The 26055-nt window shown below is 72.6% G+C and carries 27 protein-coding genes; 22 read left to right on the forward strand and 5 right to left on the reverse strand.

The annotated features are described in order from the left end of the window. Positions 1-29: 29 nt before the first annotated feature. The 8 genes from KME79_RS29490 to KME79_RS29525 are packed head-to-tail and all read left to right on the forward strand — an operon-like array spanning position 30 to position 7315. Positions 30-1178 carry an NAD(P)/FAD-dependent oxidoreductase gene (locus tag KME79_RS29490; protein ID WP_219547676.1) on the forward strand — a complete coding sequence of 383 codons (1149 nt, stop codon included), beginning with the start codon at positions 30-32 and terminating at the stop codon, positions 1176-1178. Next, the gene (locus tag KME79_RS29495) at positions 1175-1417 is read left to right on the forward strand and encodes a (2Fe-2S)-binding protein (RefSeq protein WP_148031286.1); all 243 of its coding nucleotides are present in this window, start codon (positions 1175-1177) and stop codon (positions 1415-1417) included. The genes KME79_RS29490 and KME79_RS29495 overlap by 4 nt, the downstream gene beginning before the upstream one ends. Next, positions 1414-2766: an FAD/NAD(P)-dependent oxidoreductase gene (locus KME79_RS29500; RefSeq protein ID WP_219547678.1), complete on the forward strand. Its 1353-nt coding sequence runs from the start codon at positions 1414-1416 to the stop codon at positions 2764-2766. Before KME79_RS29495 ends, KME79_RS29500 begins: the two co-directional genes overlap by 4 nt. Further along, the gene (locus KME79_RS29505) at positions 2759-3652 is read left to right on the forward strand and encodes a dihydrodipicolinate synthase family protein (RefSeq protein ID WP_148031288.1); all 894 of its coding nucleotides are present in this window, start codon (positions 2759-2761) and stop codon (positions 3650-3652) included. The genes KME79_RS29500 and KME79_RS29505 overlap by 8 nt, the downstream gene beginning before the upstream one ends. Then, positions 3649-4650 (forward strand): proline racemase family protein, encoded by a 1002-nt coding sequence (locus tag KME79_RS29510; protein WP_219547680.1) that lies wholly within the window; start codon positions 3649-3651, stop codon positions 4648-4650. Before KME79_RS29505 ends, KME79_RS29510 begins: the two co-directional genes overlap by 4 nt. Then, positions 4647-5648, forward strand: coding sequence for a proline racemase family protein (locus KME79_RS29515; protein WP_308249095.1), 1002 nt, complete (start codon positions 4647-4649; stop codon positions 5646-5648). Before KME79_RS29510 ends, KME79_RS29515 begins: the two co-directional genes overlap by 4 nt. Then, entirely contained in the window at positions 5645-6625 is a 981-nt protein-coding gene (locus KME79_RS29520) for an ornithine cyclodeaminase family protein (RefSeq protein WP_219547682.1), read from the forward strand. The genes KME79_RS29515 and KME79_RS29520 overlap by 4 nt, the downstream gene beginning before the upstream one ends. A 15-nt stretch (positions 6626-6640) precedes the next feature. Further along, positions 6641-7315 (forward strand): GntR family transcriptional regulator, encoded by a 675-nt coding sequence (locus KME79_RS29525; RefSeq protein ID WP_148031291.1) that lies wholly within the window; start codon positions 6641-6643, stop codon positions 7313-7315. Here the strand turns inward: KME79_RS29525 and KME79_RS29530 are convergent. Beyond that, positions 7312-8223 carry an EamA family transporter gene (locus KME79_RS29530; protein ID WP_308249096.1) on the reverse strand — a complete coding sequence of 304 codons (912 nt, stop codon included), beginning with the start codon at positions 8221-8223 and terminating at the stop codon, positions 7312-7314. The two genes, KME79_RS29525 and KME79_RS29530, sit on opposite strands and share 4 nt — an antisense overlap. A gap of 109 nt (positions 8224-8332) precedes the next feature. Between KME79_RS29530 and KME79_RS29535 the strand changes: the two genes are divergently transcribed. Continuing rightward, the gene (locus KME79_RS29535; RefSeq protein ID WP_219547686.1) at positions 8333-9532 is read left to right on the forward strand and encodes an MFS transporter; all 1200 of its coding nucleotides are present in this window, start codon (positions 8333-8335) and stop codon (positions 9530-9532) included. Here the strand turns inward: KME79_RS29535 and KME79_RS29540 are convergent, their stop codons facing one another. Beyond that, positions 9533-10258, reverse strand: a complete 726-nt coding sequence (locus KME79_RS29540; protein WP_219547778.1) for an ABC transporter permease — start codon at positions 10256-10258, stop codon at positions 9533-9535. Between the two features lie 53 nt (positions 10259-10311). Next, positions 10312-11220: an ABC transporter ATP-binding protein gene (locus KME79_RS29545; protein ID WP_148031294.1), complete on the reverse strand. Its 909-nt coding sequence runs from the start codon at positions 11218-11220 to the stop codon at positions 10312-10314. Positions 11221-11416: 196 nt separating this feature from the next. Here KME79_RS29545 and KME79_RS29550 point away from each other — a divergent pair, with 196 nt between their 5' ends. From KME79_RS29550 to KME79_RS29595, 10 genes are all read left to right on the forward strand, one after another. Further along, positions 11417-12640 (forward strand): multidrug effflux MFS transporter, encoded by a 1224-nt coding sequence (locus KME79_RS29550; protein ID WP_219547688.1) that lies wholly within the window; start codon positions 11417-11419, stop codon positions 12638-12640. A 91-nt stretch (positions 12641-12731) separates the two neighbouring features. Next, positions 12732-13451 (forward strand): helix-turn-helix transcriptional regulator, encoded by a 720-nt coding sequence (locus tag KME79_RS29555; RefSeq protein ID WP_148031296.1) that lies wholly within the window; start codon positions 12732-12734, stop codon positions 13449-13451. Further along, positions 13448-14860: a Fe-S cluster assembly protein SufB gene (gene sufB / locus KME79_RS29560; protein WP_148031297.1), complete on the forward strand. Its 1413-nt coding sequence runs from the start codon at positions 13448-13450 to the stop codon at positions 14858-14860. Before KME79_RS29555 ends, sufB begins: the two co-directional genes overlap by 4 nt. Further along, positions 14860-15981: a Fe-S cluster assembly protein SufD gene (gene sufD, locus KME79_RS29565; protein ID WP_148031298.1), complete on the forward strand. Its 1122-nt coding sequence runs from the start codon at positions 14860-14862 to the stop codon at positions 15979-15981. The genes sufB and sufD overlap by 1 nt, the downstream gene beginning before the upstream one ends. Then, positions 15978-16295: a non-heme iron oxygenase ferredoxin subunit gene (locus tag KME79_RS29570; RefSeq protein WP_148031299.1), complete on the forward strand. Its 318-nt coding sequence runs from the start codon at positions 15978-15980 to the stop codon at positions 16293-16295. Before sufD ends, KME79_RS29570 begins: the two co-directional genes overlap by 4 nt. Before the next feature lie 3 nt (positions 16296-16298). Then, a complete protein-coding gene (gene sufC, locus KME79_RS29575; RefSeq protein WP_148031300.1) occupies positions 16299-17045 on the forward strand; it encodes a Fe-S cluster assembly ATPase SufC in 747 nt (248 codons plus the stop codon). Continuing rightward, positions 17042-18304 carry a cysteine desulfurase gene (locus KME79_RS29580; protein ID WP_148031301.1) on the forward strand — a complete coding sequence of 421 codons (1263 nt, stop codon included), beginning with the start codon at positions 17042-17044 and terminating at the stop codon, positions 18302-18304. The genes sufC and KME79_RS29580 overlap by 4 nt, the downstream gene beginning before the upstream one ends. Before the next feature lie 2 nt (positions 18305-18306). Beyond that, positions 18307-18747 carry a Fe-S cluster assembly sulfur transfer protein SufU gene (gene sufU / locus KME79_RS29585; protein WP_148031302.1) on the forward strand — a complete coding sequence of 147 codons (441 nt, stop codon included), beginning with the start codon at positions 18307-18309 and terminating at the stop codon, positions 18745-18747. Then, positions 18744-19103 carry a metal-sulfur cluster assembly factor gene (locus tag KME79_RS29590; protein ID WP_148031303.1) on the forward strand — a complete coding sequence of 120 codons (360 nt, stop codon included), beginning with the start codon at positions 18744-18746 and terminating at the stop codon, positions 19101-19103. Before sufU ends, KME79_RS29590 begins: the two co-directional genes overlap by 4 nt. A gap of 303 nt (positions 19104-19406) precedes the next feature. Further along, entirely contained in the window at positions 19407-21224 is a 1818-nt protein-coding gene (locus tag KME79_RS29595) for a DEAD/DEAH box helicase (protein WP_219547690.1), read from the forward strand. Between the two features lie 708 nt (positions 21225-21932). On the opposite strand, the gene KME79_RS29600 is transcribed toward KME79_RS29595, so the two are convergent. Continuing rightward, the gene (locus KME79_RS29600) at positions 21933-22862 is read right to left on the reverse strand and encodes an RNA polymerase sigma-70 factor (protein WP_219547692.1); all 930 of its coding nucleotides are present in this window, start codon (positions 22860-22862) and stop codon (positions 21933-21935) included. Further along, positions 22859-23770 (reverse strand): NAD-dependent epimerase/dehydratase family protein, encoded by a 912-nt coding sequence (locus tag KME79_RS29605; protein ID WP_219547694.1) that lies wholly within the window; start codon positions 23768-23770, stop codon positions 22859-22861. The genes KME79_RS29600 and KME79_RS29605 overlap by 4 nt, the downstream gene beginning before the upstream one ends. 147 nt (positions 23771-23917) lie before the next feature. Here KME79_RS29605 and KME79_RS29610 point away from each other — a divergent pair, with 147 nt between their 5' ends. The 3 genes from KME79_RS29610 (at position 23918) to hisG (ending at position 25991) form a co-directional block, all read left to right on the forward strand. Beyond that, the gene (locus KME79_RS29610) at positions 23918-24685 is read left to right on the forward strand and encodes an SDR family oxidoreductase (protein ID WP_219547696.1); all 768 of its coding nucleotides are present in this window, start codon (positions 23918-23920) and stop codon (positions 24683-24685) included. Between the two features lie 134 nt (positions 24686-24819). Continuing rightward, complete coding sequence (locus KME79_RS29615; protein ID WP_148031308.1) at positions 24820-25083, forward strand: phosphoribosyl-ATP diphosphatase; 264 nt, start codon at positions 24820-24822, stop codon at positions 25081-25083. A gap of 62 nt (positions 25084-25145) precedes the next feature. Further along, positions 25146-25991, forward strand: a complete 846-nt coding sequence (gene hisG, locus KME79_RS29620; RefSeq protein WP_148031309.1) for an ATP phosphoribosyltransferase — start codon at positions 25146-25148, stop codon at positions 25989-25991. Positions 25992-26055 lie beyond the last annotated feature (64 nt).

Genomic DNA, 26055 nt, shown 5'->3' on the forward strand with positions numbered 1-26055 from the left:
TGTGACATATTACTGAAGGGAGGTGGGCGATGTCCGACGTCATCGTGGTCGGCGCGGGGGTCGTCGGAGCCGCGTGCGCCTACTACGCCGCCCGCGCCGGGCTCGACGTGACCGTCCTCGACCGCGGCCCCGTGGCCGGCGGCACCACCGGGGCGGGCGAGGGCAACGTGCTCGTCTCCGACAAGGAGCCAGGCCCCGAGCTGGAGCTCGCCCTGCTGTCCAGCCGCCTGTGGCGGGAGCTGGCCGCGACGGGCGGCGGCTTCGAGTACGAGCCCAAGGGCGGCCTGGTCGTCGCCGAGACGCCCGACGTCCAGGAACGGCTGGTGGAACTGGCCGCCGAGCAGGACGTGCCGCACGAGGTCGTGCCCGCGGACGGGCTGCGCGCGCTGGAGCCCGAGCTGGCCGGCGGGCTGGCCGGCGGCGTCCACTACCCGCAGGACGCGCAGGTCCAGCCCATGCTGGCCGCCGCCCGGCTGCTCCGGCACGGCGCCGACAGCTTCGGCCGCGGCGCGCTGAAGGTGCGGCTCGGCGTCACCGTCACCGGCTTCACCCGCTCCGGCGACCGCGTCACCGGCGTGCGCACCAGCGAGGGCGACATGCTGGCCGGGGCCGTGGTCAACGCCGCCGGCACCTGGGGCGGCGAACTGGCCGCCCGCGCGGGGGTGACGCTGCCCATTCTGCCCAGGCGCGGGTTCATCCTCGTCACCGAACCGCTGCCCCGGCCGCTCATCCGGCACAAGGTCTACACCGCCGCGTACGTCACCAACGTCGCCAGCGACTCCGCCGGGCTGGAGACCTCGGCCGTCGTCGAGGGCACCCCGGCGGGCACCGTGCTCATCGGGGCCAGCAGGGAGCGGGTCGGGTTCGACCGGACCACCTCGCTGCCGGTGCTGTCGCGGCTGGCGGCCCAGGCCGTCGCCCTGTTCCCGGCGCTGCGTGAGGTGCGCGCCATCCGGTCCTACTGCGGGTTCCGCCCGTACTGCCCCGACCACCTGCCCGTGATCGGCGCCGACCCGCGCGCGCCCGGGCTGCACCACGCCTGCGGCCACGAGGGCGCCGGCATCGGCCTGGCGCCCGCCACCGGCCACCTGCTCGCCCAGGTGCTCACCGGCCGCCGGCCCGACCTGGACCTGTGGCCGTTCCGTCCTGACCGCTTCCGCTCCGGGGAGGACCGTTGACCTTCGAGATCACCGTCGACGGGCGGCCCGTGCCGGCGCGGCCCGGCCAGACGATCGGCGCGGCCCTGCACGCGGCGGGCATCCGCGCCTGGCGCACCACCCGCGTGGGCGGCCGGCCGCGGGGTCTCTTCTGCGGGATCGGGATCTGCTTCGACTGCCTGATCAGCGTCAACGGCGGGCCCGTGGAGCGCGCCTGCCTGGCCGAGGCCCGTCCGGGGGACGAGGTGACCACCTCATGACCGTCTACGATCTCGCCGTCGTCGGCGGCGGCCCCGCCGGGGTGGCGGGGGCGCTGACGGCGGCGCAGCGGGGGCTGCGGGTGGTGCTCGTCGACTCCGGGGTACGGCCCGGGGGCCAGTATTTCCGGCACCGGGACGTACCGGACGAGCCCGCGACCAAGGGCTTCGAGCGGTTCGCCCGCCAGGTGCGGGCCCTGGAGGACCGCGCCGACGTCATGACGCGACGGCAGGTGTGGGCCGTCACCCGGGAGGACGACGGGTTCACCGTCCACTGCCTGGGCGGGGCCGCCGTCCGGAGCCGTCGGCTGCTGATCGCCACCGGGGCGCACGACAGGCCGCTGCCGTTCCCCGGATGGGACCTGCCCGGGGTGCTCACGGCGGGCGGGGCGCAGGCGCTGCTCAAAGGCCACGGAGTGGTGGCGGGCAGGCGGGTCGTGGTGGCGGGGACCGGGCCGTTCCTGCTGCCCGTCGCGGCGGGCCTGGCCGCGGCGGGGGCCGAGGTTCCCGGCGTGTACGAGGCCAACGGCGGGCTCGGCCTGGCCCGGCACCCCCTGCTCGCCCTGGACAAGGCCGGCGAGGCCGCCGGATACCTGGCGGCGCTGGCCCGTCGCCGCGTCCCGTACCGGACCCGGCACGCGGTGGTGGCCGCCCACGGTGACCGGGAGCTGGAGGCCGTCACCGTCGCCCGCCTGGACCGCGACTGGAACGTGCTGTCGGCCCGCCGCGTCCCCTGCGACACGCTCGCCACCGGCTACGGGTTCGTCCCGCAGCTCGACCTCGGGGTCCAGCTCGGCTGCGCCACCCGCCCGGACGCCGACGGCACCCCGGTGCTCTCCGTCGACGCCGCCCAGCGCACCACCGTCCCCGGCGTCTGGGCCGCGGGCGAGCCCACCGGCGTCGGCGGCCGCCACCTGGCCGAGATCGAAGGCCGCGTCGCGGGCCTGTCCATCGCGGCAGCCCGCGGGACCGCCCCGGCGACACGCGCCGCCGGCGTGCCGGACGTCCTGCTGAGGAGACGGACGCGGATGCGCGCGTTCGCCGCCGCGCTGCTGGCCGCCTACCCCGTCAAGGACGGATGGCGCGGCTGGCTGCGGGACGACACGGTCGTGTGCCGGTGCGAGGAGGTGCCGCTGGCCGGGATCCGCGAGGCGCGCGAGCTGGGGGCCACCGACGCGCGCTCCGCCAAGCTGCTGTCCCGGGCCGGCATGGGCTGGTGCCAGGGACGCGTCTGCGCCTACCCCGTCGCCTGCCTCGCCGGCGGCGGCCAGGCCGCGCCCCGCCGCCCCATCGCCCAGCCCGTCACCCTGGCCGACCTCGCCGAACTCACCCTGGAGGAACCCCATGACTGAACGCACCCGCCCCTGGCACGGCATCATGGTCGCCACCACGCTCCCGCTGCACGACGACCTGTCCGTCGACTACGACGGCTACGCCGCGCACTGCCGCTGGCTGGTGGAGAGCGGCTGCGACGGCGTCGTCCCCAACGGCTCGCTCGGCGAGTACCAGACCCTCACCCCCGAGGAGCGCGCCAGGGTCCTGGAGACCGCCGTCGAGGCGGTCGGCGGCGACCGCGTGATGGCCGGCGTCGGCGCGTACGGCGCGGCCGAGTCGCGGCGGTGGGCCGAGAAGGCCGCCGAGCTGGGCTGCGGGTCGGTGCTGCTGCTGCCGCCGAACGCCTACCGGGCCGAGGAGCGGGCCGTCTTCGCGCACTATCGTGAGGTGGCCGGAGCCGGGGTGCCCGTCGTCGCGTACAACAACCCCTACGACACCAAGGTCGACCTGACCCCGGCGCTGCTGGCCAGGCTGCACGAGGAAGGGCTGATCGTGGCGGTCAAGGAGTTCACCGGCGACCCGCGGCGCGCCTACGAGCTGGCCGAGCTGGCCCCGGGCCTCGACCTGCTCATCGGCTCCGACGACGTGCTGCTGGAGCTGGCGCTGGCCGGGGCCAAGGGCTGGATCGCGGGCTACCCGAACGCGCTGCCCGTCTCCAACGTCGCCCTCTACCAGGCCGCCACGGCGCACGACCTGGCGACGGCGCTGCCGCTCTACAAGCAGCTGCACGCGCTGCTGCGCTGGGACTCCAAGACCGAGTTCGTCCAGGCCATCAAGCTCTCCATGGACCTGGCCGGCCGCCGCGGCGGCCCGTGCCGCCAGCCCCGGCAGCCGCTCACCGCCGAGCAGGAGGCGGCCGTCCGCGCCGTCACCGAGAAGGCGCTCGCGGAGGGCCTGCGATGAGGACCAGGCGGGTCTTCCACGCCGTCGACTCGCACACCGAGGGCATGCCGACCCGGGTCATCACCGGCGGCGTCGGGGTCGTCCCCGGCGCCACCATGGCCGAGCGGCGGGTCCACTTCCGCGACCACCTCGACCACGTACGCAAGCTGCTGATGAACGAGCCGCGCGGCCACGCCGCCATGAGCGGCGCCATCCTGCAGCCGCCCACCCGGCCCGACGCCGACTGGGGCGTGCTGTTCATCGAGGTGTCCGGGCTGCTGCCGATGTGTGGCCACGGCACCATCGGCGTGGCCACCGTGCTCGTCGAGACCGGCATGGTCGAGGTCACCGAGCCCGTCACCACCGTCCGGCTGGAGGTCCCGGCCGGGCTGGTGGAGGTGGACGTGGCGGTCCAGGACGGCATGGCGATGTCCGTGACGCTGCGCAACGTCCCGTCCTACGCCGACCGGCTCGACGCCGTCGTGGAGGTCCCCGGGTACGGGGAGATCCGCTACGACCTGGCGTACGGCGGCAACTTCTACGCCATCGCCGACCTCGACGCGTACGGGCTGCCGTTCGACCGCAAGGCCGGCGGGGAGATCCTCGCCGCCGGGCTGGCCACCATGGAGGCGATCAACGCCGCCGCCGAGCCGGTGCACCCGGAGGACGACCGCATCCGCGGCTGCCACCACGTCTACTTCGCCGCCCCCGGCTCCGACGCCCGCCACTCGCGGCACGCCATGGCCATCCACCCCGGCTGGTTCGACCGCTCGCCCTGCGGCACCGGCACCAGCGCCCGGATGGCCCAGTTGCACGCCCGCGGCGAGCTGCCGATCGGCCGCGACTTCGTCAACGAGTCGTTCATCGGCACCCGGTTCGTGGGCAGGCTGCTGGAGGAGACCAGCGTCGGCGGCAGGACCGCCGTGGTGCCGTCCATCACCGGCCGCGCCTGGATCACCGGCACCGCCCAGTACTTCCTGGACCCGCGTGACCCCTTCCCGGAGGGCTTCGAGCTGTGACCATCCCCACGACCATCCCCACGACCATCCCGACAACCGTCACCACGGTCGACTACCACACGGCCGGCGAGCCGTTCCGGATCGTCACCGGCGGCGTCCCCGACATCCCGGGCGCCACCGTGCTGGAACGCCGCGCCAACGCCGCGTCCGCCGACCACCTCCGCAGGCTGCTCTGCCACGAGCCGCGCGGCCACGCCGACATGTACGGCTGCTTCCTCGTACCGCCCGACGACCCCGGCGCGCACCTCGGCGTGCTGTTCTGGCACAAGGACGGCTACTCCACCGCGTGCGGCCACGGCACGATCGCGCTCGGCGTGCACGCCGTGCGCGAGGGCCTGGTCGAGGCCGCCCCCGACGGCGAGACGGACGTGGTCATCGACGTGCCCTCCGGCCGCGTCACGGCGCGGGTGCGCAGCGCCGGCGGCCGCGTCACCGCCGTCACCTTCGTCAACGTCCCCTCGTACGTGGTCGCGCGCGGCGTCGAGGCCGCCGGCGTGCAGGTCGACCTCGCGTACGGGGGAGCGATCTACGCCTCGGTGCCGGCCGCGGCCGTGGGGCTGAAGGTCGGGCCGGAGCACCTGACGGAGCTGATCGCCTGGGGACGGCGCATCAAGGCGGACCTGGCCGGGCACCCGGCGGCCCGCCACCCGGGCGACGACCGGCTGTCCGGCGTGTACGGGGTCATCTTCCACGAGGAGCTGGACGGGGAGCCCGGGTACGCGCGCCAGCGCAACGTGACGGTGTTCGCCGACGGGGAGGTCGACCGGTCGCCGTGCGGGTCGGGCACCGCCGCCCGGCTGGCGCTGCTGCACGAGGACGGGCTGCGCGACCCGCTCGTGCACGAGAGCGTCGTCGGCACGACGTTCCTGGGACGGGTGACCGGCGTGACCGGCGCCGGGGTGATCCCCGAGATCGAGGGCATGGCCTATCGCACCGGGCGGCACTCCTTCGAGCTCGACCCCGACGACCCGCTCGGCACCGGGTTCACGCTGCGATGAGCGGGCTGCCCTACCTCGACGCGGACGCCGTGGCCCGGCTGGTGCCCGCCGCGCGTGCCGTACAGCTGCTGGAGGACGCGCTGCGCGCCGGGCTCGACCCCGAGGAGACGCCGCGGCGGCCCGTCGTCGAGCTGCCCGCCGGGCAGCTCCTGCTCATGCCCGCCGCCTTCGGGCGCTACGCCGGCGTGAAGGCGGCCACCGTCGCGCCCGGCAACGCCGCCCGCGGGCTGCCCCGCATCCAGGGCACCTACCTGCTGTACGACGGCGAGACCCTGACGCCGCTGGCCGCCATGGACGGCATCGCGCTCACCTCCCTGCGCACCCCGGCCGTCTCCGCGCTGGCGGTCCGCCACCTGGCCGCCCCCGGCGCGGGTGACCTGGTGGTGTTCGGCACCGGCCCGCAGGCGTGGGGCCACGTCCTGGCGTTCGGCGAGGTCCGCCCGCTGCGCCGGGTCACCGTCGTCGGCCGCGACCCGGCCCGCGTGCAGGCCTTCGCGGCTCGCTGCGCGGACCTCGGCCTGGAAACGGCCGCACTCACCGCCCGCCCGCAGGAGCCGGGCTCCCCGGCACGGGTGACGGACGAGGTGGCGGAGGCTGTCCGGGGCGCCGATCTCATCGCCTGCTGCACGACCGCCAGGGAGCCGCTGTTCCCCGGCGGGCTGGTCCGCGACGGCGCCACCGTCGTCGCCATCGGCTCGCACGAGCCGGACGCGCGGGAGCTCGACGGCGACCTGATGGCCCGCTCCACGGTGGTCGTGGAGGCCAGGACCGCCGCGCTCGCCGAAGCAGGCGATGTCGTCATCCCGATCAGCCACGGTACGATCACCACCCACCATCTCGCCGGCGACCTCGCCGACCTGGTAGCCGGCCGGGTGGCCGCCGGGGCCGGGCCGCGCGTGTTCAAGGGCACCGGCATGGCATGGGAGGACCTGGTGGTCGCGGCCGCCGCGTACGAAGCCTGGCATGGTGAGACCTGAGCGAAGGGAAGGGCGATGGCTGCCGAGGACCGGCTCGACCTGCCGATGGTGGGCGAGCGGCAGAGCCTGCGCGAGCAGGTGGCGCAGGCGCTCAGGGCGGCGCTGATCACCGGCGAGATGCGGCCGGGGGTGGTCTACTCGGCGCCGGTGCTGGCGGCCCAGTTCGGCGTCTCCGCCACGCCGGTCCGCGAGGCCATGCTCGACCTGGCCAAGGCGGGCCTGGTGGAGGCCGTGCGCAACAAGGGCTTCCGGGTGACCGAGCTGTCCGAGCGCGACCTGGACGAGCTGACCGAGATCCGCGAGCTCATCGAGGTGCCGACGGTCGCCCGGATGGCCGACGCCGGCCGGGCCGCCGACTTCGAGCGGCTCCGCCCGGCCGCCGAGGAGATCCTCGCCGCCGCCCAGCGGGGCGACCTGCTCGCCTACGTCGACGCCGACCTGCGCTTCCACCTGGAGCTGCTCGGCCTGTCCGGCAACGGCCACCTGGTCGAGGTGGTCAAGGACCTGCGCACCCGCGCCCGCCTCTACGGCCTGTCACAGCTGTCGGAGCGCGGCATGCTGGCCGACTCCGCCAGGGAGCACCTCGCGCTGCTCGACGCGCTCAAGGGCGGCGACGAGCGAGCCGCCGAGCACATCATGAGCGAGCACATCCGGCACGTCAGGGGCATCTGGGCGGCCCGCGAGGGCTAGCGCCGCCGCACCGCCCTGGTGGTGCCGAGGCTGGCCGCGACGATGCACACCACAGCCACCCACTGCTGGACGTGCAGCACCTCGCTGAGCACCAGCACGCCGATCAGCGCGGCCGCGGCGGGCTCCAGGCTCATCAGGATGCCGAACACGTGCTTCGGCATCCGGCGCAGCGCGTTCAGCTCCAGCGAGTACGGGATCACCGACGACAGCAGCCCCACGCCCAGCCCGATCAGCAGCAGCTCGGGCCGGAGCAGGTCGGCCCCGCCGGAGACGACCCCCACCGGCGCGACGACCACGGCCGAGACCACCATCGCGAACGCCAGCCCTGTCGTGCCGGGGAAGCGGCTCCCGGCCGCCGCCGACAGCAGGATGTAGGCCGCCCAGCAGGCGCCCGCCGCCAGCGCGAACGCGATGCCCACCCAGCTCGCCGACGCCGACTCGCCCCAGGGCGCGAGCAGCACCACCCCGGTCCCGGCCAGCCCCACCCAGACCAGGTCCAGCCGCCGCCGGGAGGCGGCCACCGCCACGCCCAGCGGGCCGAGGAACTCGATGGCGACCGCGACCCCCATCGGCAGCCGCGCCAGGGCCTCGTAGAAGGTCAGGTTCATCAGCGCGAGCGTCACGCCGAACCCGATCCCCACGGCCCAGTCGCGCCACGCCATGCCCTTCAGCCTCGGCCGCGCCACCGCGCCGATGATCAGCGCGCCCATGGCGATGCGCAGGAACACCACCGCGCTCGGCGGCAGCGCCGTGAACAGCTGCTTGGCGAACCCGGCCCCGAGCTGCACCGAGAAGATCGCCAGCAGCACCAGCCCGGACGGCGGGATGGAGTCGGCGGCGGTGCGCAGCAGGTTCCCCGGCCGGGGCAGGCCGCGGTCGACCGGGTCGTCAAGGGTGAAGGCGGGCACGGAACTCCTCGTATCGGACACAACGCCCTGAAGCGTACCGACCTCGCCCGACATTCCTGTCAGAGGGTGTTTTACTGATCAATATCCCCTCAAACGGATGCAGGAGCACATGAGCGCCTCAGCCCCGCCCGTCACCCTCACCCTGCCGCCGGCCGCGCTCGCCGCCGCCTCGTTCGTCAGCAGCTTCGACCGCCTGGTCGTGACGCCGCTCCTGGTGCTCATCGCGGCCGAGCTGGAGGTCCCGCTGGCCACCGCGGTGGCCGTGGCCAGCGGCTACTACCTCGCCTACGGGGTGTCGCAGCCGGTCTGGGGGGTGCTGTCGGACCGGTTCGGGCGGGTGCGGGTGATGCGGCTGGCCCTGCTCGGCGCCGGGCTCGCGGGCCTGGCCTCGGCGGCCATGCCGGCGCTGCCCGCGCTCATCGTCGCCCGGGTCGCCGCGGGCGCCTGCTTCGGCGCGGTCATCCCCACGTCGCTGACGTACGTGGGGGACACGTTCCAGGTGTCGGTACGGCAGCGCGCCCTGTCCGACCTGATGGGCCTGATGGCGCTGGGCACCGCGCTGGCCACCGGGCTCGGCGGCGTGCTGGGCGACCTGGCCGGCTGGCGGGCGGCGTTCACCGTGCCCGCGGTGTGCGCGCTGGCCTGCGCCGTGGCGCTGCGGACGCTGCCCGAGCCGCCGCGCGCCGAGATCGGCGGCCTGGGCAGGCACGTCGGCGCGGTGCTGCGCCGCCCGTGGGCCCTGCTGGTGTTCGCGCTGGCGTTCGTCGAGGGCGCGGTGCTGCTCGGCATGCTGACGTTCCTGGCCACGGTCCTGCAGCACCAGGGCGTCTCCTCCGCGCTGGCCGGCCTGGCCGCGGCCGCCTACGGCCTGGGCGTCTACCTGTTCTCCCAGGTGGTCAAGCGGCTGGCGGGAGGCCGGCCGGTGTGGTCGCTCATCCTGATCGGCGGGGCCCAGATGTGCGCCGGGTACGCGATCGTGGCCGTGGAGGCGAACCTCGGCACGGTCGCGCTGACCGCGCTGCTGCTCGGGGGAGGCTGGTCGTTCATGCACTCGTCGTTGCAGACCTGGGCCACCTCGGTGGTGCCGCAGGCGCGCGGCACGACGGTCGCGTTCTTCGCGTCGTGCCTGTTCATGGGCAGCGCCGTCGCCTCGTGGGCAGCAGGTCCGCTCGCCGGGAGCGGATCGTACGGGCTGCTGTTCGGCCTGGCCGCGGCCGTCGCCGCGCCGCTCACGGTGGTCGCCGCGGTCAGCCGCCGCCGTTACGGCGCGCGCGCTCCCGAGGAGGACGCCGCGCCCCGCCCCGAATGATCACTCCCAGCGGAAGGTCCTGGCGGCCAGCACGAGGGAGACGACGGCCCACGCGGCCAGCACCGCCACCGCGGCCACCGGCAGCGCGCCGCCGCCGAGCACGGTGCGCAGGCCGCCTGTCAGCGCCGAGATCGGCAGCAGCTCCAGCACGGGCCGCACCGACTCGGGGAACTTCGCCAGCGGGAACACCACCCCGCCCGCCGCCAGCAGCAGCAGGTAGACCAGGTTGGCCGCGGCCAGCGTCGCCTCGGCCCGCAGCAGGCCGGCCATGAGCAGCCCCAGCCCGCTGAAGGCGGCGGTGCCCAGCAGCACCAGCAGCGCGCAGCCCAGCACCGCGGCCACCGGCGAGCCCTGCGGGCTCCAGCCCAGCGACAGCGCCACCGCGACGAGCACCACCACCTGGACGGCCTCCACCGCGAGCACCGCCACCGTCTTGGCCAGCATCAGCCCGCTCCTGGACAGCGGGGTCGCGCCCAGCCGCTTCAGCACCCCGTAGCGCCGCTCGAACCCGGTCGCGATCGCCTGGCCGGTGAACGCCGTCGACATCACCGCCAGCGCCAGCACACCCGGCGCCAGGAAGTCGACCCGGCTGCCGCCGCCCACGTCGATCAGCGGCGCCACCGAGAAGCCGACCAGCAGCAGCACCGGGATGATCATGGTGAGCAGGAGCTGCTCGCCGTTGCGCAGCATGCCGCGGATCTCGGCCCCCGCCTGCGCCAGCACCATCCGCGGGAACGGCGCCGCCCCCGGTGCGGGCGTGAAGTCGAGTGTGGGTGTCGTCACCGCAGCTCCCTGCCCGTCAGCTCCAGGAACACGTCTTCCAGCGTGCGCCGCTCGATGCGCAGGTCGTCGGCCGTCACGCCCTCCGCCGCGCACCAGGCGGTCACGGTGGCCAGCAGCCCGGGGTCGACCTGGCCCTCGACGATGTAGTGGCCGGACGGCGACTCCTTGGCCGCGCTGCCGATCGGCAGCGCGTTGAGCAGCTCCTCCAGCGCCAGCCCCGGGCGGGCGCGGAACCGGAGCTGCCGCTCGGCCCCCGTCAGCGCGGCCGGGCTGCCCTCGGCCACCACCCGGCCCCTGTCGATGATCACCACGTGGTCGGCCAGCCGCTCCGCCTCGTCCATGTGGTGGGTGGTCAGCACCACCGACACCCCGGCGGCGCGCAGCTCGCCCACCAGCTCCCAGCAGGCATGCCGCGCCTGCGGGTCGAGCCCCGCCGTGGGCTCGTCGAGGAACACCAGCTCGGGCCTGCCGATGACGGCCGCGGCCAGCGACAGCCGCTGCTGCTGCCCGCCCGACAGGCGCCGGAACGGGGTCCGTACGTGATCGGAGAGGCCCAGCCTGGACAGCAGGGCGCCCGGATCCAGCGGCCGGGCGTGGAAGCGCGAGACCAGCCGGAGCCACTCGCCGCAGCGCGCGGCGGGCGGCACGCCGCCCGACTGCGGCATGACGCCGACCCGGGGGCGCAGCGCGGCCGAGGCGGGCGGCAGGCCCAGGACCCGCACCGTGCCGCCGTCGGCGGTGCGGAACCCCTCGCAGATCTCCACCGTCGAGGTCTTGCCCGCGCCGTTGGGGCCGAGGACGGCCGTCACCGCGCCGCGGGCGGCGCTCAGCGTGAGCCCGTCGATCGCGGCGGTGCTTCCGTACCGCTTCACGAGGTCGACGATCTCGACGGCTGGGGATGTCATGAGCACGAGTCTAGGGACCGCCGGGGGTGGTTCGCCGGTCAGCCCCGCGTCGGCTTGTCAGGGAGGTTTCACCTAAGAACCATACGTTTACCGGAAATTTCCGGAAACCGGGAATGAGTATTACCAGAAACGGGTTTAGTCCTCTCGGTTCATGTCCGCATCTCACAATCCGGCCCGCATGGAGAGGTAAACGCGCATGTCCGTGGCAGAAGCCGCGCAACCGGTCGTCCAGGAGAGCCGCCGCCGCGCGGGGCTCCTGCTCTTCATCCTCGGCGCGCTCTCCGCGATCGGGCCCCTGTCCATCGACATGTACCTGCCCGCGCTGCCCGCCATCACCGAGGAGATGCTCAGCGTCCCCGCCCAGGTCCAGCTCACGCTGACGGCCTGCCTCGTCGGCGTGTCCGTCGGTCAGGTGGTGGCCGGGCCGCTCAGCGACGTGCGCGGCCGGCGGGTGCCGCTGATCGTCGGCGTGGGCGGGTTCATGGTGGCCTCGCTCCTGTGCGCGTTCGCCCCGTCCGTGCCCGTGCTCATCGCGCTGCGGCTGGTGCAGGGCATGCTCGGCGGCGCGGCCCTGGTCATCGTGCGCGCCGTGGTGCGCGACCTGTACGACGGCGCGGCCATCGCCCGCATCTTCGCCAGCCTCATGCTGGTCAGCGGCCTGGCGCCGATCCTGGCGCCGATCGCCGGGGCGCAACTGCTGGAGTTCACCTCGTGGCGGGGCGTGTTCGTGGCGCTGAGCCTGGCCGGGCTCGTGCTGATGCTGGCCGTGCTGGCCGGGGTGCGCGAGACGCTCCCGGCCGACCAGCGGGAGAGCGGCGGGTTCAGGCACACCCTGCGCAGCTTCCGGCGCCTGCTGCGCGACCGGCCGTTCATGGGCAGCGCGCTGACCGCCGGGCTCGCGTTCGGCGCCATGTTCGCCTACATCTCCGGCTCGCCGTTCGTCCTCCAGGACGTGTACGGAGCCTCGCCGCAGCAGTACTCGCTCATCTTCGGGCTCAACGCGTTCGGCCTGATCGCCATGTCGCAGGTCGGCGGGCGCCTGGCCGGGCGGGTGCCGCAGGTCCGGCTCATCCTCGCCGGTCTGGGCGTCGCCCTGGCCGGTGGGGCGCTCCTGCTGCTGGCCGTCGTCATCGGGCTCGGGCTGACCGGGGTCGTGGCCGGGCTGTTCGTCATCATGTGCGGCCAGGGCCTGATCCTGCCGGGCACCGGCGCGCTGGCCCTGGCCGGCCAGCCGCCGCAGGTGGCCGGAGCGGCCTCGGCGCTGCTCGGCGTGCTGCAGTTCGCGCTGGGCGCGGTCGCGGCGCCGTTCGTCGGGCTGTTCGGCGCGGACACGGCGCTGCCCATGGCCGTCGTCATGACCGGTCTGTTCGCCTGTTCCGCCGTGGTCTTCGCGATCATGGCCCCGAAGTCTGTTAGGTAAGCCTTACCTGAGTGAGAAATTGCATTGACCCGCTGCTCGGAACCGTTTGTGGACCGGGAAGGAATTAGGGCACACTGATGTTGTGAAAAACGTGCCCTTGATAGAGCCAGGCAGCGAGCGCAGCACCCGTGCGCGCGTCGCCCGGCTCATTCTGGAGCACGGGCCCATCGCCGCGTCGGCGCTGGGCGAGCGGCTCGGGCTCACGCCCGCGGCCGTCCGCCGCCACCTCGACGCGCTGCTCGCCGACGGGATGATCGAACCCCGTACGGTGCGGCCGCGCGGTCAGCGGGGGCGCGGGCGTCCGGCCAAGCTGTTCGCCATCACCGACGCGGGGCGCAGCGCCTTCGAGCACGCCTATGACGACCTGGCCGGGAGCGCGCTGCGTTTCCTGGCCGCGCGTCTGGGGGAGGAGGCGGTGGCCGACTTCGCCCGCACACAGGTCTCAGGCCTGCTGCGGCGGCTGGAGCCGGTCATGCGGCAGGTGCCACCCGACCAGCGCGTCCAGGTGCTGGCCCAGGCTCTGTCCGCGGAGGGCTACGCCGCCTCGGCCACCAAGGCCAAGTCGGGCGGCGACCAGCTCTGCCAGCACCACTGCCCGGTGGCCCACGCGGCCGCGGAGTTCCCGCAGCTGTGCGAGGCCGAGACGGAGGCGTTCGCGCAGCTGCTCGGCACCCCCGTGCAGCGGCTGGCCACGATCGCGCACGGCGACGGGGTCTGCACCACGCACGTGAGCCCCCAGACGCTGGGGGTCCCACATAGAGCAACTGCCGAGAAAAGCACTCGCGAGAAGAGCAAGGAGACCGGAGGGTGACTGTCACCGACCGCCCGGAGCTGGAAGGCCTCGGGAATTACAAGTTCGGCTGGGCCGACCCCGACGCCGCCGGCGCGGCGGCCAAGCGAGGCCTGTCCGAGGAGGTCGTACGCGACATCTCCACGCTGAAGAACGAGCCGGAATGGATGCTCGACCTTCGCCTGAAGGGCCTCCGCCTGTTCGACAGGAAGCCGCTGCCGACGTGGGGCTCCGACCTCACCAGCATCGACTTCGACAACATCAAGTACTTCGTGCGTTCGACGGAGAAGCAGGCGACGTCCTGGGACGAGCTGCCCGCCGACATCAAGAACACCTACGACAAGCTCGGCATCCCCGAGGCGGAGAAGCAGCGCCTCATCGCCGGCGTCGCCGCCCAGTACGAATCCGAGGTCGTCTACCACAAGATCCGTGAGGACCTCGAGGAGAAGGGCGTCATCTTCGTCGACACCGACACGGGCCTGAAGGAGCACGAGGAGCTCTTCAAGGAGTACTTCGGCTCCGTCATCCCGGTCGGCGACAACAAGTTCGCCGCGCTCAACACCTCCGTGTGGTCCGGTGGCTCGTTCATCTACGTGCCGCCGAACGTCGAGGTCGAGATCCCGCTGCAGGCCTACTTCCGGATCAACACCGAGAACATGGGCCAGTTCGAGCGGACCCTGATCATCGTCGACGAGAACAGCTACGTCCACTACGTCGAGGGCTGCACCGCGCCGATCTACTCGTCCGACTCGCTCCACTCCGCGGTCGTCGAGATCATCGTGAAGAAGAACGCCCGCTGCCGTTACACGACCATCCAGAACTGGTCCAACAACGTCTACAACCTGGTCACCAAGCGCGCCGTCGCCTACGAGGGCGCGACCATGGAGTGGATCGACGGCAACATCGGCTCCAAGGTCACGATGAAGTACCCCGCCGTCTACCTCATGGGCGAGCACGCCAAGGGCGAGACCCTGAGCGTCGCGTTCGCGGGCGAGGGCCAGCACCAGGACGCCGGGTCCAAGATGGTCCACCTCGCCCCGCACACCAGCTCCACCGTCATCTCCAAGTCGGTGGCGCGCGGCGGCGGACGCACCTCCTACCGCGGTCTCGTGCAGATCGAGGAGGGCGCCCACGGCAGCGCCAGCACCGTCAAGTGCGACGCCCTGCTCGTCGACCAGATCAGCCGCTCCGACACCTACCCGTACGTCGACGTCCGCGAGGACGACGTCTCGATGGGCCACGAGGCCACGGTCTCCAAGGTCAGCGAGGACCAGCTGTTCTACCTCATGAGCCGCGGGCTCGACGAGGACGAGGCGATGGCGATGATCGTGCGCGGCTTCGTCGAGCCGATCGCGCGCGAGCTGCCCATGGAGTACGCACTCGAGCTCAACCGGCTGATCGAGCTGCAGATGGAAGGAGCCGTCGGCTGATGGGCCTGAACGAGAAGCCCCTGTCGACCCTGCACGAGAAGGCGTCGTACGACCTGGCCGACTTCGAGGTGCCGGCCGGGCGCGAGGAGGCGTGGCGCTTCACCCCGCTCTCGCGCCTGAAGGGCCTGCACGACGGCAAGGCCGTGGCCGAGGGCCACGTCAAGGTCGACGTGGACGCCGCGCCCGAGGTCACCGTCGAGACCGTGGGCCGCGACGACCCGCGGCTCGGCAAGGTCTACGTGCCCGCCGACCGGGTCAGCGCGCAGGCGTTCAACGCCTTCGAGAAGGCGACCGTGCTCACGGTGGCGCGCGAGGCCGTCACGTCCAAGCCGACCGTCGTCACGCTCACCGGCGCGGGCGACGGCGCCGCGTACGGTCACCTGCTGGTCCAGGTCGAGCCGATGGCCGAGGCCGTGATCGTGCTCGACCACCAGGGCAGCGCGGTCTACGCCGACAACGTGGAGTTCGCCGTAGGCGACGGCGCCACGCTGCGCGTGGTCAGCCTGCAGGACTGGCAGGACGACGCCGTCCACGTCAGCCACCACCACGCCAGGCTCGGCAGGGACGCCACCTTCCGCAGCTTCGTGGTGACGCTCGGCGGCGACCTGGTCCGGCTGTCGCCCAGCGTGTCCTACGACGGGCCCGGCGGCGACGCCGACCTCACCGGCGTCTACTTCGTCGACGCCGGTCAGCACCTGGAGCACCGCCTCCTGGTCGACCACTCGCAGCCCAACTGCAAGAGCAACGTCGACTACCGCGGCGCCCTCCAGGGCGAGGACGCGCACGCCGTCTGGATCGGCGACGTGATCATCCGGGTCGCGGCCGAGGGCACCGACACCTACGAGCTCAACCGCAACCTCATCCTCACCGACGGCGCCCGCGCCGACTCGGTGCCCAACCTGGAGATCCTCACCGGCGAGGTGGCCGGCGCGGGGCACGCCTCCACGTCCGGCCGGCTCGACGACGAGCACCTGTTCTACCTCCAGGCCCGGGGCATCCCGTACGACGAGGCGCGCCGCCTGGTCATCAGGGGCTTCCTCGGCCAGCTCGTCGAGAAGATCCAGATCCAGGAGATCCGCGACCGCGTCATGGCGGCGCTGGAGGCGGAGCTCGCCCGATGAGTTTCGAGAAGGTCTGCCAGATCGGCGACATCCCCGACGGTGGCGTCATCGCCGTCGAGCTCGGCGAGACGCCGGTGGCGCTGGTGCGCAAGGGCGGCGACGTGTTCGCCCTGCACGATGTCTGCTCCCACGCCGAGGTGCGGCTCAGCGAGGGTGACGTCTACGACGGCACGCTCGAGTGCTGGCTGCACGGCTCGTGCTTCGACATCCGCACCGGCAAGCCCACCGGCCCGCCCGCCACCAAGCCCGTGAACGTCTACACAGTCAAGATCGACGGCGACGACGTGCTCGTCTCGCTCTCGAAGGAGTCCTAAGCAATGTCCACCCTTGAGATCCGTGACCTGCAGGTCGCCGTCGAGGACAAGGAAATCCTGCGCGGCGTCAACCTGACCGTGAAGTCGGGCGAGACCCACGCCATCATGGGCCCCAACGGCTCCGGCAAGTCCACGCTCGCCTACGCGATCGCCGGTCATCCGAAGTACACGATCACCGGCGGTCAGGTGCTGCTCGACGGCGTCGACCTGCTGGAGCTGTCGGTCGACGAGCGGGCCCGCGCGGGCCTGTTCCTGGCCATGCAGTACCCCGTCGAGGTCCCCGGCGTGTCGGTGTCCAACTTCCTGCGCTCCGCTGTCACCTCCGTCCGCGGCGAGGCGCCCAAGCTGCGCCAGTTCGCCAAGGACCTGAAGAACGGCATGGACGCGCTCGCCATCGACGGCTCCTTCGCCCAGCGCAACCTCAACGAGGGCTTCTCCGGCGGCGAGAAGAAGCGCCACGAGATCCTCCAGCTGGAGCTGCTCAAGCCGAAGATCGCGGTGCTCGACGAGACCGACTCCGGACTCGACGTCGACGCGCTGCGCGTGGTGTCGGAGGGCATCAACCGCTTCCGCGAGTCCGGCGAGACCGGCGTCCTGCTGATCACGCACTACACTCGCATCCTGCGCTATGTGAAGCCCGACTTCGTGCACGTCTTCGCCAACGGCAAGATCGTCGAGGAGGGCGGGCCGGAGCTGGCGGACAAGCTCGAGTCCGAGGGCTACGAGCAGTACACGAAGGCATCTGCATGACTCAGACCAGCTTTGACGTGGAGAGGATCAGGAAGGACTTCCCGGTTCTCTCCCGCGAGCTGCCCGGCGGGCGCCCGCTCGTCTATCTCGACTCGGGCAACTCTTCCCAGAAGCCCACACAGGTCATCGAGACCATGCGCGAGCACCTGGCGCTGCACTACAGCAACGTGGGGCGTGCCATGCACGCCCTGGGCGCCGAGTCCACCGAGGCCTACGAGAGCGCCCGCGACAAGATCGCCGCTTTCGTCGGCGCTCCCTCGCGTGACGAGGTCGTCTTCACCAAGAACGCCTCCGAGGCGCTCAACCTGGTCGCCTACTCCTTCGGCAACCCGGCCAACACCGACGACCGCTTCCGGCTCGGCCCCGGTGACGAGATCGTCATCTCCGAGATGGAGCACCACTCCAACATCGTGCCGTGGCAGCTGCTCGCGCAGCGCACCGGCGCGACGCTGAGGTGGTTCGGCGTCACCGACGAGGGCCGGCTCGACCTGTCCGGGCTCGACGACCTGGTCACCGAGCGGACGAAGATCATTTCGATCGCTCACCAGTCGAACGTCCTCGGCACCGTCAACCCGGTCGCCGACGTGCTGGCCCGCGCCCGGCAGGCCGGCGCGCTGGTGATGCTCGACGCCTCCCAGTCGGTGCCCCACCACCCGGTGGACGTGGCCGCGCTGGGCGTCGACTTCGTCGCCTTCACGGGCCACAAGATGGTCGGCCCCTCCGGCATCGGCGTGCTGTGGGGCCGGGGCGAGCTGCTCGAGGCCATGCCCCCGTTCCTGGGCGGCGGGGAGATGATCGAGGCGGTCTGGATGGACCGCTCGACCTACGCCCCCATCCCGCACAAGTTCGAGGCCGGCACGCCGCCGATCGTCGAGGCCATCGGCCTCGGCGCGGCCGTCGACTACCTCAGCGGGGTCGGCATGGCGGCCGTCGAGGCCCACGAGCGCGAGCTCGCCGCGTACGGCCTCGACGCGCTGCGCGAGCTGCCGGGGCTGCGGCTGATCGGCCCCGACTCGCTGGAGATGCGCGGCGGCACGCTCGCGTTCACGCTGGACGGCATACACCCGCACGACGTGGGGCAGATCCTCGACGACGCGTTCGGCGTCGCGGTGCGCGTCGGTCACCACTGCGCGCGCCCGCTGCACCTGCGGTTCGGAATACCGGCGACCACGCGGGCGTCGTTCTATCTGTACAACACCACGGGCGAGATCGACGCCCTGGTGCGCGGCCTCCACCACGTCCAGAAAGTGTTCGCATAGCGATGATCGGCGAGTCGATGTACCAGGAGCTGATCCTGGAGCACTACAAGCACCCGCAGGGGCGGGGGCTGCGCGAGCCGTACGACGCCGAGGTTCACCACGTGAACCCGACGTGCGGCGACGAGATCACGCTGCGGGTCAGGGTGGGCGAGGCCGGCAAGATCGAAGACGTCTCCTACGACGGTCAGGGCTGCTCCATCAGCCAGGCCGCGGCCTCGGTGCTGCACGAGCTGACGACCGGCTCGACCGTACGGGAGACCCTGTCCGTGGTGGACGAGTTCACCCGCCTCATGCAGGGCAGGGGGCAGGTGGAGCCCGACGAGGACGTGCTCGGCGACGCGGTGGCGTTCGCCGGGGTGGCCAAATTCCCCGCGCGCGTCAAGTGCGCGCTGCTGTCATGGATGGCCTACAAGGACGCTGTGGTGAGGAGTGCTGCACAATGAGCAAGCCTGTCGAGACCCCGACCGGCTTCGACGGTGACGCGACCGTCGAGGAATTGATGGAGGCGCTCAAGGACGTCGTCGACCCCGAGCTCGGCATCAACGTCGTCGACCTCGGCCTGATCTACGGCCTCAACCTCGACCCGGGCCAGGACGGCAAGCCCGTCGCCACCATCGACATGACCCTGACCAGCGCGGCCTGCCCGCTGACCGACGTCATCGAGGACCAGGCGCACTCCGCGCTCGACGGCATGGTCTCCGATGTGAAGATCAACTGGGTCTGGCTGCCGCCGTGGGGCCCTGACAAGATCACCGACGAGGGCCGCGACCAGCTTCGTATGCTAGGCTTCAACGTCTGATCTTTCTGCTGGAGGCTGGCGCCTCGGCGCCGGCCGCTTCAGCATGCCGGAGGTCCCCGGAAAGTCCGGAGATCCTCCTCGGGAATAAGCGTGATCTCTCCCGTGTTGGCACCCAAGGACACCTGACGCCTCATCGCGCGTCCCGCGCCGCCTGCGGCCGGCGCCCTCAGGTGCGCCTTCCCCCAAGCTCCGCCCCGATGGCGGGCGCACTGCAATGTGTACGGCAATGTCGCCGTACGTCCTGGCTCGTCCTTTCGCAGAAGTGACGTGCCACTTCGACTGAAAGGCACGAATTTCGTGACCATGCTTGACGCTGTCCTGCCCGAGACGACCCCCGAGCAGGGCCCGTCCGAGTTCGAGCTGCTCGGCCTGCCCAAGCCGCTCGTGAACGGCCTGGCCAGGCAGGGCATCGGCTCCCCGTTCCCCATCCAGAGCGCGGCCATCCCGGACGTGCTCGCCGGCGCCGACGTGCTCGGCCGCGGCCAGACCGGCTCCGGCAAGACCCTCGCCTTCGGCCTCCCCATGATGGCCCGCATCTCCGGCGTCAAGCCGGCCCCCGGACGCCCCCGCGCGATGGTCCTCGTCCCCACCCGCGAGCTCGCCCTCCAGGTGCACGACGCCCTCGAACCCCTCGGCCGCGGCCTCGGCCTGCGCATGAAGGTCGTCGTCGGCGGCATGTCCATGGGCAAGCAGATCGAGGCGCTGCGCCGCGGCGTCGACGTCGTCATCGCCACCCCCGGCCGGCTCGGCGACCTGATCCGGCAGGGCGAGTGCTCGCTGGAGGACATCGAGATCAGCGTCCTTGACGAGGCCGACCACATGTGCGACCTCGGCTTCTTCCCGGTGGTGACGGAGCTGCTCGCGCAGACCCCGCCCGGCGGGCAGCGGCTGCTGTTCTCCGCCACCCTCGACGGCGACGTCGACAAGCTCGTCCAGCGCTTCCTCAAGGACCCCATCAGCCACTCCGTCGCACCGGCCACCTCGCCCGTCGACACGATGGAGCACCACGTGCTGCAGGTGACCCGCGACGACAAGTTCGACATCACCGCCGAGATCGCCAACCGCGAGGGCCGCACGATCATCTTCGTGCGCACCCAGCACGGCGTCGACCGCCTCTGCAAGCAGCTGGCCAGGGTCGGCGTCAAGGCGGGCGGCCTGCACGGCGGCAAGCGCCAGAACCAGCGCACCCGCATCCTGGCCGAGTTCCGCGAGGGCTCCGTCAACGTGCTCGTCTGCACCGACGTCGCCGCCCGCGGCATCCACGTCGACAACATCAGCCTGGTGCTGCACGTCGACCCGCCCCAGGACAGCAAGAGCTACCTGCACCGGGGCGGCCGCACGGCCCGCGCCGGCGAGAAGGGCACCGTCGTCACGCTGGTGCTGCCGAACGAGCGCCGCTCCACCGAGTCGCTGACCCGGCGGGCCGGCATCCACCCGTTCCGCCTCAAGGCGACCCCCGGCCACCCCCGGGTGGCGGAGGTCACCGGCGCCCGCGTGCCGAGCGGCGAGTCGATCCCCGTGTGGGAGCCGGACGTCCGCAAGCCCCTGCGCCCGCGCCGCGACAACCACAACGGCCGCTCCCGCCGTCCCCGTCGCGACTTCGACGGCGAGCGTCGTCCCAGGCGTCACGAGGACGGTTTCTCCGGCCCCCGGCGTCACGAGGACGGCTTCTCGGGTCAGCGCCGCCACGAAGGCGAGCGGCCGTTCGGCGGCCCGCGCCGCCACGACGGCGGAGACGCGCAGCCGCGCAGCTTCGGTGAGGACCGCCGCGACCGCCCCTTCCGCGAGGGCGACCGTCCCCGTGGCGGTGGCTACCGTGACGACCGCCCCAGCGGTGGTTACCGCGACGACCGTCCCGCCCGCGACGGTGACCGTCCCCGTGGCGGCGGTTACCGTGACGACCGCGGGACGCGAGGCGGCGGGTTCCGTCCCGACGACCGCGGCAACCGCTACTCCGCCGACCGCGGCCGCCCCTCCACGGGTGACCGCGACCGCGGCGGATACCGCTCCGACGACCGTCCCCGCGACGGCTACCGTCCCGGCAACTTCCGCTCGGACGACCGCGGCACCAGGGGCGGCGGCTACCGCCGCGGCAGCTCCGGCCGGAGCTTCGACCGCTGACCCACACCGCCCGTGACGGGTTCCGTCCATCCGGCGGGGCACGCAAGGCCGGCGCCATACGAACACCCCTGCTCCGTTCAGTCGAACGGCGCGGGGGTGTTCGTGTGTGCGGAGGTGTGGGTCAGTGGTGTGTACGGCGGGTCCTGGGGTGATGTGTTCGGTGAGGCGCGCACGACCGCAAGTCATGCGAGCGCCCCCGTTTCCGTTCAGTCGAACGGTGCGGGGGTGTTCGTGTGTTCGGAGGTGTGGGTCAGTGGCGTGTACGGCGAGGCTTGCACGACGGGGGTCTGCAGGAGCGGCATTCGAGTTCCCGCTCCGTTCGTCCGAAGGGGTGCTCGCAGGTGCGGACGGTGGTCATGCCGGTCCGGCGTCGGCGGTGCGGGGGTGGGGGAGGCGAGACGGCGGGCCGTGAGGGCGATCGCGGGCTGGGGCGCCGGTGTGGGTGCGGAGCGGGTGCCGTTTGTTCGCGGGGTACTGGTCGGAGGGGGGCGCGGGGCGGCTGGTCGGCGCTGGGCAGGGGTGTTATGGCCGGGGTAGGAGGCGGTGGGGCATGTTGATCGCGCTCGCGCGCTGCGAGCCGGGTGTTGTGGCCGGGGTGTGGGGCGGCGGGTTGTGTTGTTCGCGCTCGCGAGCTGCGAGCCGGGTGTTATGGCTGGGGTGTGGGGCGGTGGGGGGTGTTGTTCGCGCTCGCGAGCTGCGGACCGGGTGTCATGGCTGGGGTGTGGGGCGGCGGGCTTGGTTGGCTTCGCGGACGATGGCCCAGGCGTCCGCGACCGGGCCCAGGTGGCGGAGCTTGTCGGGGTTGATCACTGCGCGGATCGTCTGGACGCGGCCGGAGAGGATGTCGAGGGTCAGGGTGTTGACGATCCTGCCGTCCCGGTCGCGGAAGATCGCGCCCGGCTGGCCGTTGACCTCGTGCGGCTGCACCACGCCGCCGATGCGGACGAACGGCCCGGCGATCCCGGCCAGGACCCTGGCCACCTTGCCGGCGCCGAAGACGCCCGTGCCCCACAGCGGGGCGTTGCCGCCGCTGTCGCCGACCATCCGCACGTCGGCGGCGAGCAGGTCGCGCAGCCTGTCGACGTCCCCGTCACGGAAGGCGTCGAAGAACCGTCCGGCGAGCTCGTCCCGCTCGCGGCGGTCGGTCTCGAACCGGGCGCGTCCCGCCTCCATGTGACGGCGCGCCCGCACGGCGAGCTGGCGGCAGGCCGTCTCCGAGCGCCCCACCGCCGCGGCGACCTCGCCGAAGCCGAACCCGAACACCTCCCGCAGCACGAAGACCGCCCGCTCCAGCGGGCTGAGCCGCTCCAGCAGCAGCAGGGCCGCCATCGACAGCGAGTCGGCCAGCTCCGCCGACCGCTCCGGATCCTCGTAGGGGTCGGCCAGCAGCGGCTCGGGGAACCACCGGCCGGTGTACTGCTCCCGCCGGACGCGGGCCGAGCGCAGCACGTCGATCGCGATCCTGGACACCGTGGCCGCCAGGAACGCCTTGGCCGACGCCGGACGCCCGGGGTAGGCGTCGTAGCGCAGCCAGGCCTCCTGGACCGCGTCCTCGGCCTCGCCCACGCTGCCCAGGATCCGATAGGCGATCGAGAACAGCAGCGGCCGCAGCTCCTGGAACTCCTCCGCCCTGGTCACGCCAGCTCCTCCTTGAAGCCCTGGCGCCAGGAAGGGTGGCGCAGCCGCCAGCCGAGCTCCCGCTTGGCCTTGGCGTTGGAGAAGCCGCGCCCCTCGGTCATCATCGCCACCGCGGTCCTCCCGGCCAGCGGCCTGGCCAGCCAGACCGGGATCCGCATCGGCGGCCTGGCCCCCGCGCACGCGGCCAGGTAGGGCAGCCACTCGCGCGCCGGGGCCGGCTCGTCGTCGACGATGTTGAACACGCCCCTCGCCCGCTGTTCCACGGCCAGGACGGTGGCCTCGGCCGCGTCGTCGAGATGCACCCACGAACTGTAGCCGCCGCCGTCGCCGATGACCGGGTACTGCCGCTTGCGCACCAGCTCGACCTGGGCGTCGGTGGCCCCGGGCCCGTAGAAGGCGCCGTAGCGCAGGACCGCGCCCCCGGCCGCGGCGACCACCTGTTCGAGGTGGCGGATCGCCGCCGCCCCCTGGCCCGTGCTCGTCGGGTCCAGCGGATCCTCCTCCGTCTTCACCCACCCGCCCGTACGGATGCCGTTCCACGAGGCGTAGCTCTGCGCGACGACATGGGAGACGCCGGTCGCCTCGGCGGCGGCCAGCAGGTGGTCCGTCCCCTCGGTGCGCAGCCGGTTGGTGGTGGCGAACCAGCGGTCGAAGTGCTTGATGTCGGGCTTGCCGCCGATGGCGGTCATCTGGTGCACGATCACGTCCGGCCGGGCCCTGGCCACCGCCTCGCCGACCGCTTCCGCGTCCAGCCCGTCCATCACGACCGCCTCGGCGCCGAGGCGCTCCAGGAGGCCCAGCTTGCCCGCGCCCGTCGTCGTCGCGGTCACCTGGTGGCCGCGCGCCACGAGCCGCCGCACCAGCCGCCGTCCCAGCACCCCGGCCCCGCCGGCCACGAACACCCGCATGACCATCACCTTTCCCCACGTCACTGGCTTTCTCCGCCACCCGGGACGAGACAGCACAGCCGTCTGTGACATCGGCCGTCCATGTCACAGCGCGGCCGGCCTGTCTCGTCCCGGGGCGGACAGACTCACTGAAACAGGAGCTTGGCCATGGACGAGCGGAACACACACCGGAAGATCGCCCTGATCACCGGGGCGAACAAGGGGATCGGCCGGGCGACCGCGGAGCGACTCGCCGAACTGGGCGTGACGGTCCTGATCGGCGCCAGGAACGCGCGGCGCGGCGAGGAGACCGCGGCGGCGGTGCGCGCGGGAGGCAGCGACGCGCACGCCGTCACCCTCGACGTCACCGACCTCGCCACCGTCGAGGCGGCCGCCGGATGGGTCGAGGAGCGGTTCGGCCGCCTCGACGTGCTGGTCAACAACGCCGCCATCACCGGCTCCGGCCAGGTCCCGCCCGAGGACGCCGTCGACCAGATCCCCAGCGGCGTCGACCTGGACATGGTCCGGTCGGTGTTCGAGACCAACGTCTTCGGGGTGATCGCGGTCACCAACGCCATGCTCCCGCTGCTGCGGCGGTCGCCGGCGCCGCGGATCGTCAACCTCAGCAGCGGCGGCGGGTCGCTGGCCGTCAACAGCGAGCCGGGCGGCCCGCTGAGCGGGCTGCCGCAGTCGGCCGCGTACTCGCCCTCCAAGACCGCGCTGAACGCGCTGACCGTGCAGTACGCCAACGAGCTGCGGAAGGACGGCATCCTGGTCAACGCCGCGGCCCCCGGCTACGTCGCCACGGACATCAACGACCACCGCGGGTTCCTCACCCCCGCGCAGGGCGCGACGGTCGTGGTACGACTGGCGACGCTGGACGCGGACGGGCCGACCGGTGGGTTCTTCAGCGAGGACGGCCCCGTGCCCTGGTGACTGCCGGTTGAACGGACCACCCCACCCGAGAGGCCGGGCGCGACGCGCCAGGGAACGCGCCCGGCCGCGGGTGAGTCCGGTGCCTGGCGCAGACTAGGCTTGAGTAGCATTCCTGCCGAACGACGAGAGAGATCATGAAGACCTTCGAAGAGCTGTTCGCCGAGCTGTCCGAGAAGGCGCAGACCCGGCCCGCGGGCTCGGGCACCGTGGCCGCGCTCGACGCCGGCGTCCATGCCATCGGCAAGAAGGTCGTCGAGGAGGCCGCCGAGAGCTGGATGGCCGCCGAGCACGAGTCGAACGACCGGGCCGCCGAGGAGATCTCGCAGCTCCTCTACCACGTGCAGGTGCTGATGATCGCGAAGGGGATCGGGCTCGACGAGGTGTACAAGCATCTCTAGGGCGCCCCGCGCCCGCCTCCGCCCGTCCCGCACGTTTCGCGACCCATCCGAGGACCACTGACATGCTACGTCTGGCCGTACCCAACAAGGGCGCTCTCAGCGAGGCCGCCCAGACCATGCTCAAGGAGGCCGGCTACCGGCCCCGCAGAGACAGCAAGGAGCTGTTCGTCGTCGACGAGGCGAACGGCTGCGAGCTGTTCTTCCTGCGCCCCCGCGACATCGCCGTCTACGTCGGCGAGGGCACGCTCGACGCCGGCATCACCGGCAGGGACATGCTCATCGACTCCGGCGCGCCCGTCGAGGAGATCATGCCGCTCGGCTTCGGCGCCTCCACCTTCCGGCTGGCCGCCAAGGCCGGCACCCTGACCAGCGTGCACGACCTGCAGGGGCTGCGGGTGGCCACCTCCTACACCGGGCTGCTCGAGAAGTACCTGTCCGACCAGGGCGTCGACGCCCGCGTGATCAAGCTCGACGGCGCCGTCGAGACCGCCATAAGGCTGGGCGTCGCCGACGCGGTGGCCGACGTGGTCGAGACCGGCACCACCCTGCGCAACGTCGGGCTGGAGGTGTTCGGCGAGCCGATCATGCGCTCCGAAGGCGTGCTGATCAAGCGGAACGGCACCCCCGACTCGCCCGCCATGCAGCAGATCGTCCGCCGCATCCAGGGCGTGGTGCACGCCCGCGACTTCGTCATGATGGACTACGACATCCGCGCCGAGCGGATCGAGGAGGCCATCGCGCTCACGCCCGGCATGGAGGGGCCGACGGTCTCGCCGCTGCACCGCGAGGGCTGGGTGGCCGTCCGCGCGATGGTCCGCCGCCAGGGCCACCAGCAGGTCATGGACAAACTGTGGGACCTCGGCGCCCGCGCCATCCTCGTCACCGACATCTACGCCTGCCGGCTCTAGTAGCGCAACCCGTGGTCGAAGCGGCGGGCCGGGCGAAACGCGTGCCCGAGGCGGGAACCCTCAC

The sequence above is a fragment of the Nonomuraea harbinensis genome (assembly GCF_019396385.1).
GTDB classification, from domain to species: domain Bacteria; phylum Actinomycetota; class Actinomycetes; order Streptosporangiales; family Streptosporangiaceae; genus Nonomuraea; species Nonomuraea ferruginea.

Excerpts from the sequence above, each read along its gene's own strand:
- KME79_RS29490 (WP_219547676.1), top strand. The coding sequence starts at position 30 with ATGTCCGACGTCATCGTGGTCGGCGCGGGGGTCGTCGGAGCCGCGTGC.
- KME79_RS29500 (WP_219547678.1), top strand. The coding sequence starts at position 1,414 with ATGACCGTCTACGATCTCGCCGTCGTCGGCGGCGGCCCCGCCGGGGTG.
- KME79_RS29505 (WP_148031288.1), top strand. The coding sequence starts at position 2,759 with ATGACTGAACGCACCCGCCCCTGGCACGGCATCATGGTCGCCACCACG.
- KME79_RS29510 (WP_219547680.1), top strand. The coding sequence starts at position 3,649 with ATGAGGACCAGGCGGGTCTTCCACGCCGTCGACTCGCACACCGAGGGC.
- KME79_RS29520 (WP_219547682.1), top strand. The coding sequence starts at position 5,645 with ATGAGCGGGCTGCCCTACCTCGACGCGGACGCCGTGGCCCGGCTGGTG.
- KME79_RS29525 (WP_148031291.1), top strand. The coding sequence starts at position 6,641 with ATGGCTGCCGAGGACCGGCTCGACCTGCCGATGGTGGGCGAGCGGCAG.
- KME79_RS29535 (WP_219547686.1), top strand. The coding sequence starts at position 8,333 with ATGAGCGCCTCAGCCCCGCCCGTCACCCTCACCCTGCCGCCGGCCGCG.
- KME79_RS29540 (WP_219547778.1), bottom strand. The coding sequence starts at position 10,258 with ATGGTGCTGGCGCAGGCGGGGGCCGAGATCCGCGGCATGCTGCGCAAC.
- KME79_RS29545 (WP_148031294.1), bottom strand. The coding sequence starts at position 11,220 with ATGACATCCCCAGCCGTCGAGATCGTCGACCTCGTGAAGCGGTACGGA.
- KME79_RS29550 (WP_219547688.1), top strand. The coding sequence starts at position 11,417 with ATGTCCGTGGCAGAAGCCGCGCAACCGGTCGTCCAGGAGAGCCGCCGC.
- sufD (WP_148031298.1), top strand. The coding sequence starts at position 14,860 with ATGGGCCTGAACGAGAAGCCCCTGTCGACCCTGCACGAGAAGGCGTCG.
- KME79_RS29570 (WP_148031299.1), top strand. The coding sequence starts at position 15,978 with ATGAGTTTCGAGAAGGTCTGCCAGATCGGCGACATCCCCGACGGTGGC.
- sufC (WP_148031300.1), top strand. The coding sequence starts at position 16,299 with ATGTCCACCCTTGAGATCCGTGACCTGCAGGTCGCCGTCGAGGACAAG.
- KME79_RS29580 (WP_148031301.1), top strand. The coding sequence starts at position 17,042 with ATGACTCAGACCAGCTTTGACGTGGAGAGGATCAGGAAGGACTTCCCG.
- sufU (WP_148031302.1), top strand. The coding sequence starts at position 18,307 with ATGATCGGCGAGTCGATGTACCAGGAGCTGATCCTGGAGCACTACAAG.
- KME79_RS29590 (WP_148031303.1), top strand. The coding sequence starts at position 18,744 with ATGAGCAAGCCTGTCGAGACCCCGACCGGCTTCGACGGTGACGCGACC.
- KME79_RS29595 (WP_219547690.1), top strand. The coding sequence starts at position 19,407 with ATGCTTGACGCTGTCCTGCCCGAGACGACCCCCGAGCAGGGCCCGTCC.
- KME79_RS29605 (WP_219547694.1), bottom strand. The coding sequence starts at position 23,770 with ATGCGGGTGTTCGTGGCCGGCGGGGCCGGGGTGCTGGGACGGCGGCTG.
- KME79_RS29610 (WP_219547696.1), top strand. The coding sequence starts at position 23,918 with ATGGACGAGCGGAACACACACCGGAAGATCGCCCTGATCACCGGGGCG.
- KME79_RS29615 (WP_148031308.1), top strand. The coding sequence starts at position 24,820 with ATGAAGACCTTCGAAGAGCTGTTCGCCGAGCTGTCCGAGAAGGCGCAG.
- hisG (WP_148031309.1), top strand. The coding sequence starts at position 25,146 with ATGCTACGTCTGGCCGTACCCAACAAGGGCGCTCTCAGCGAGGCCGCC.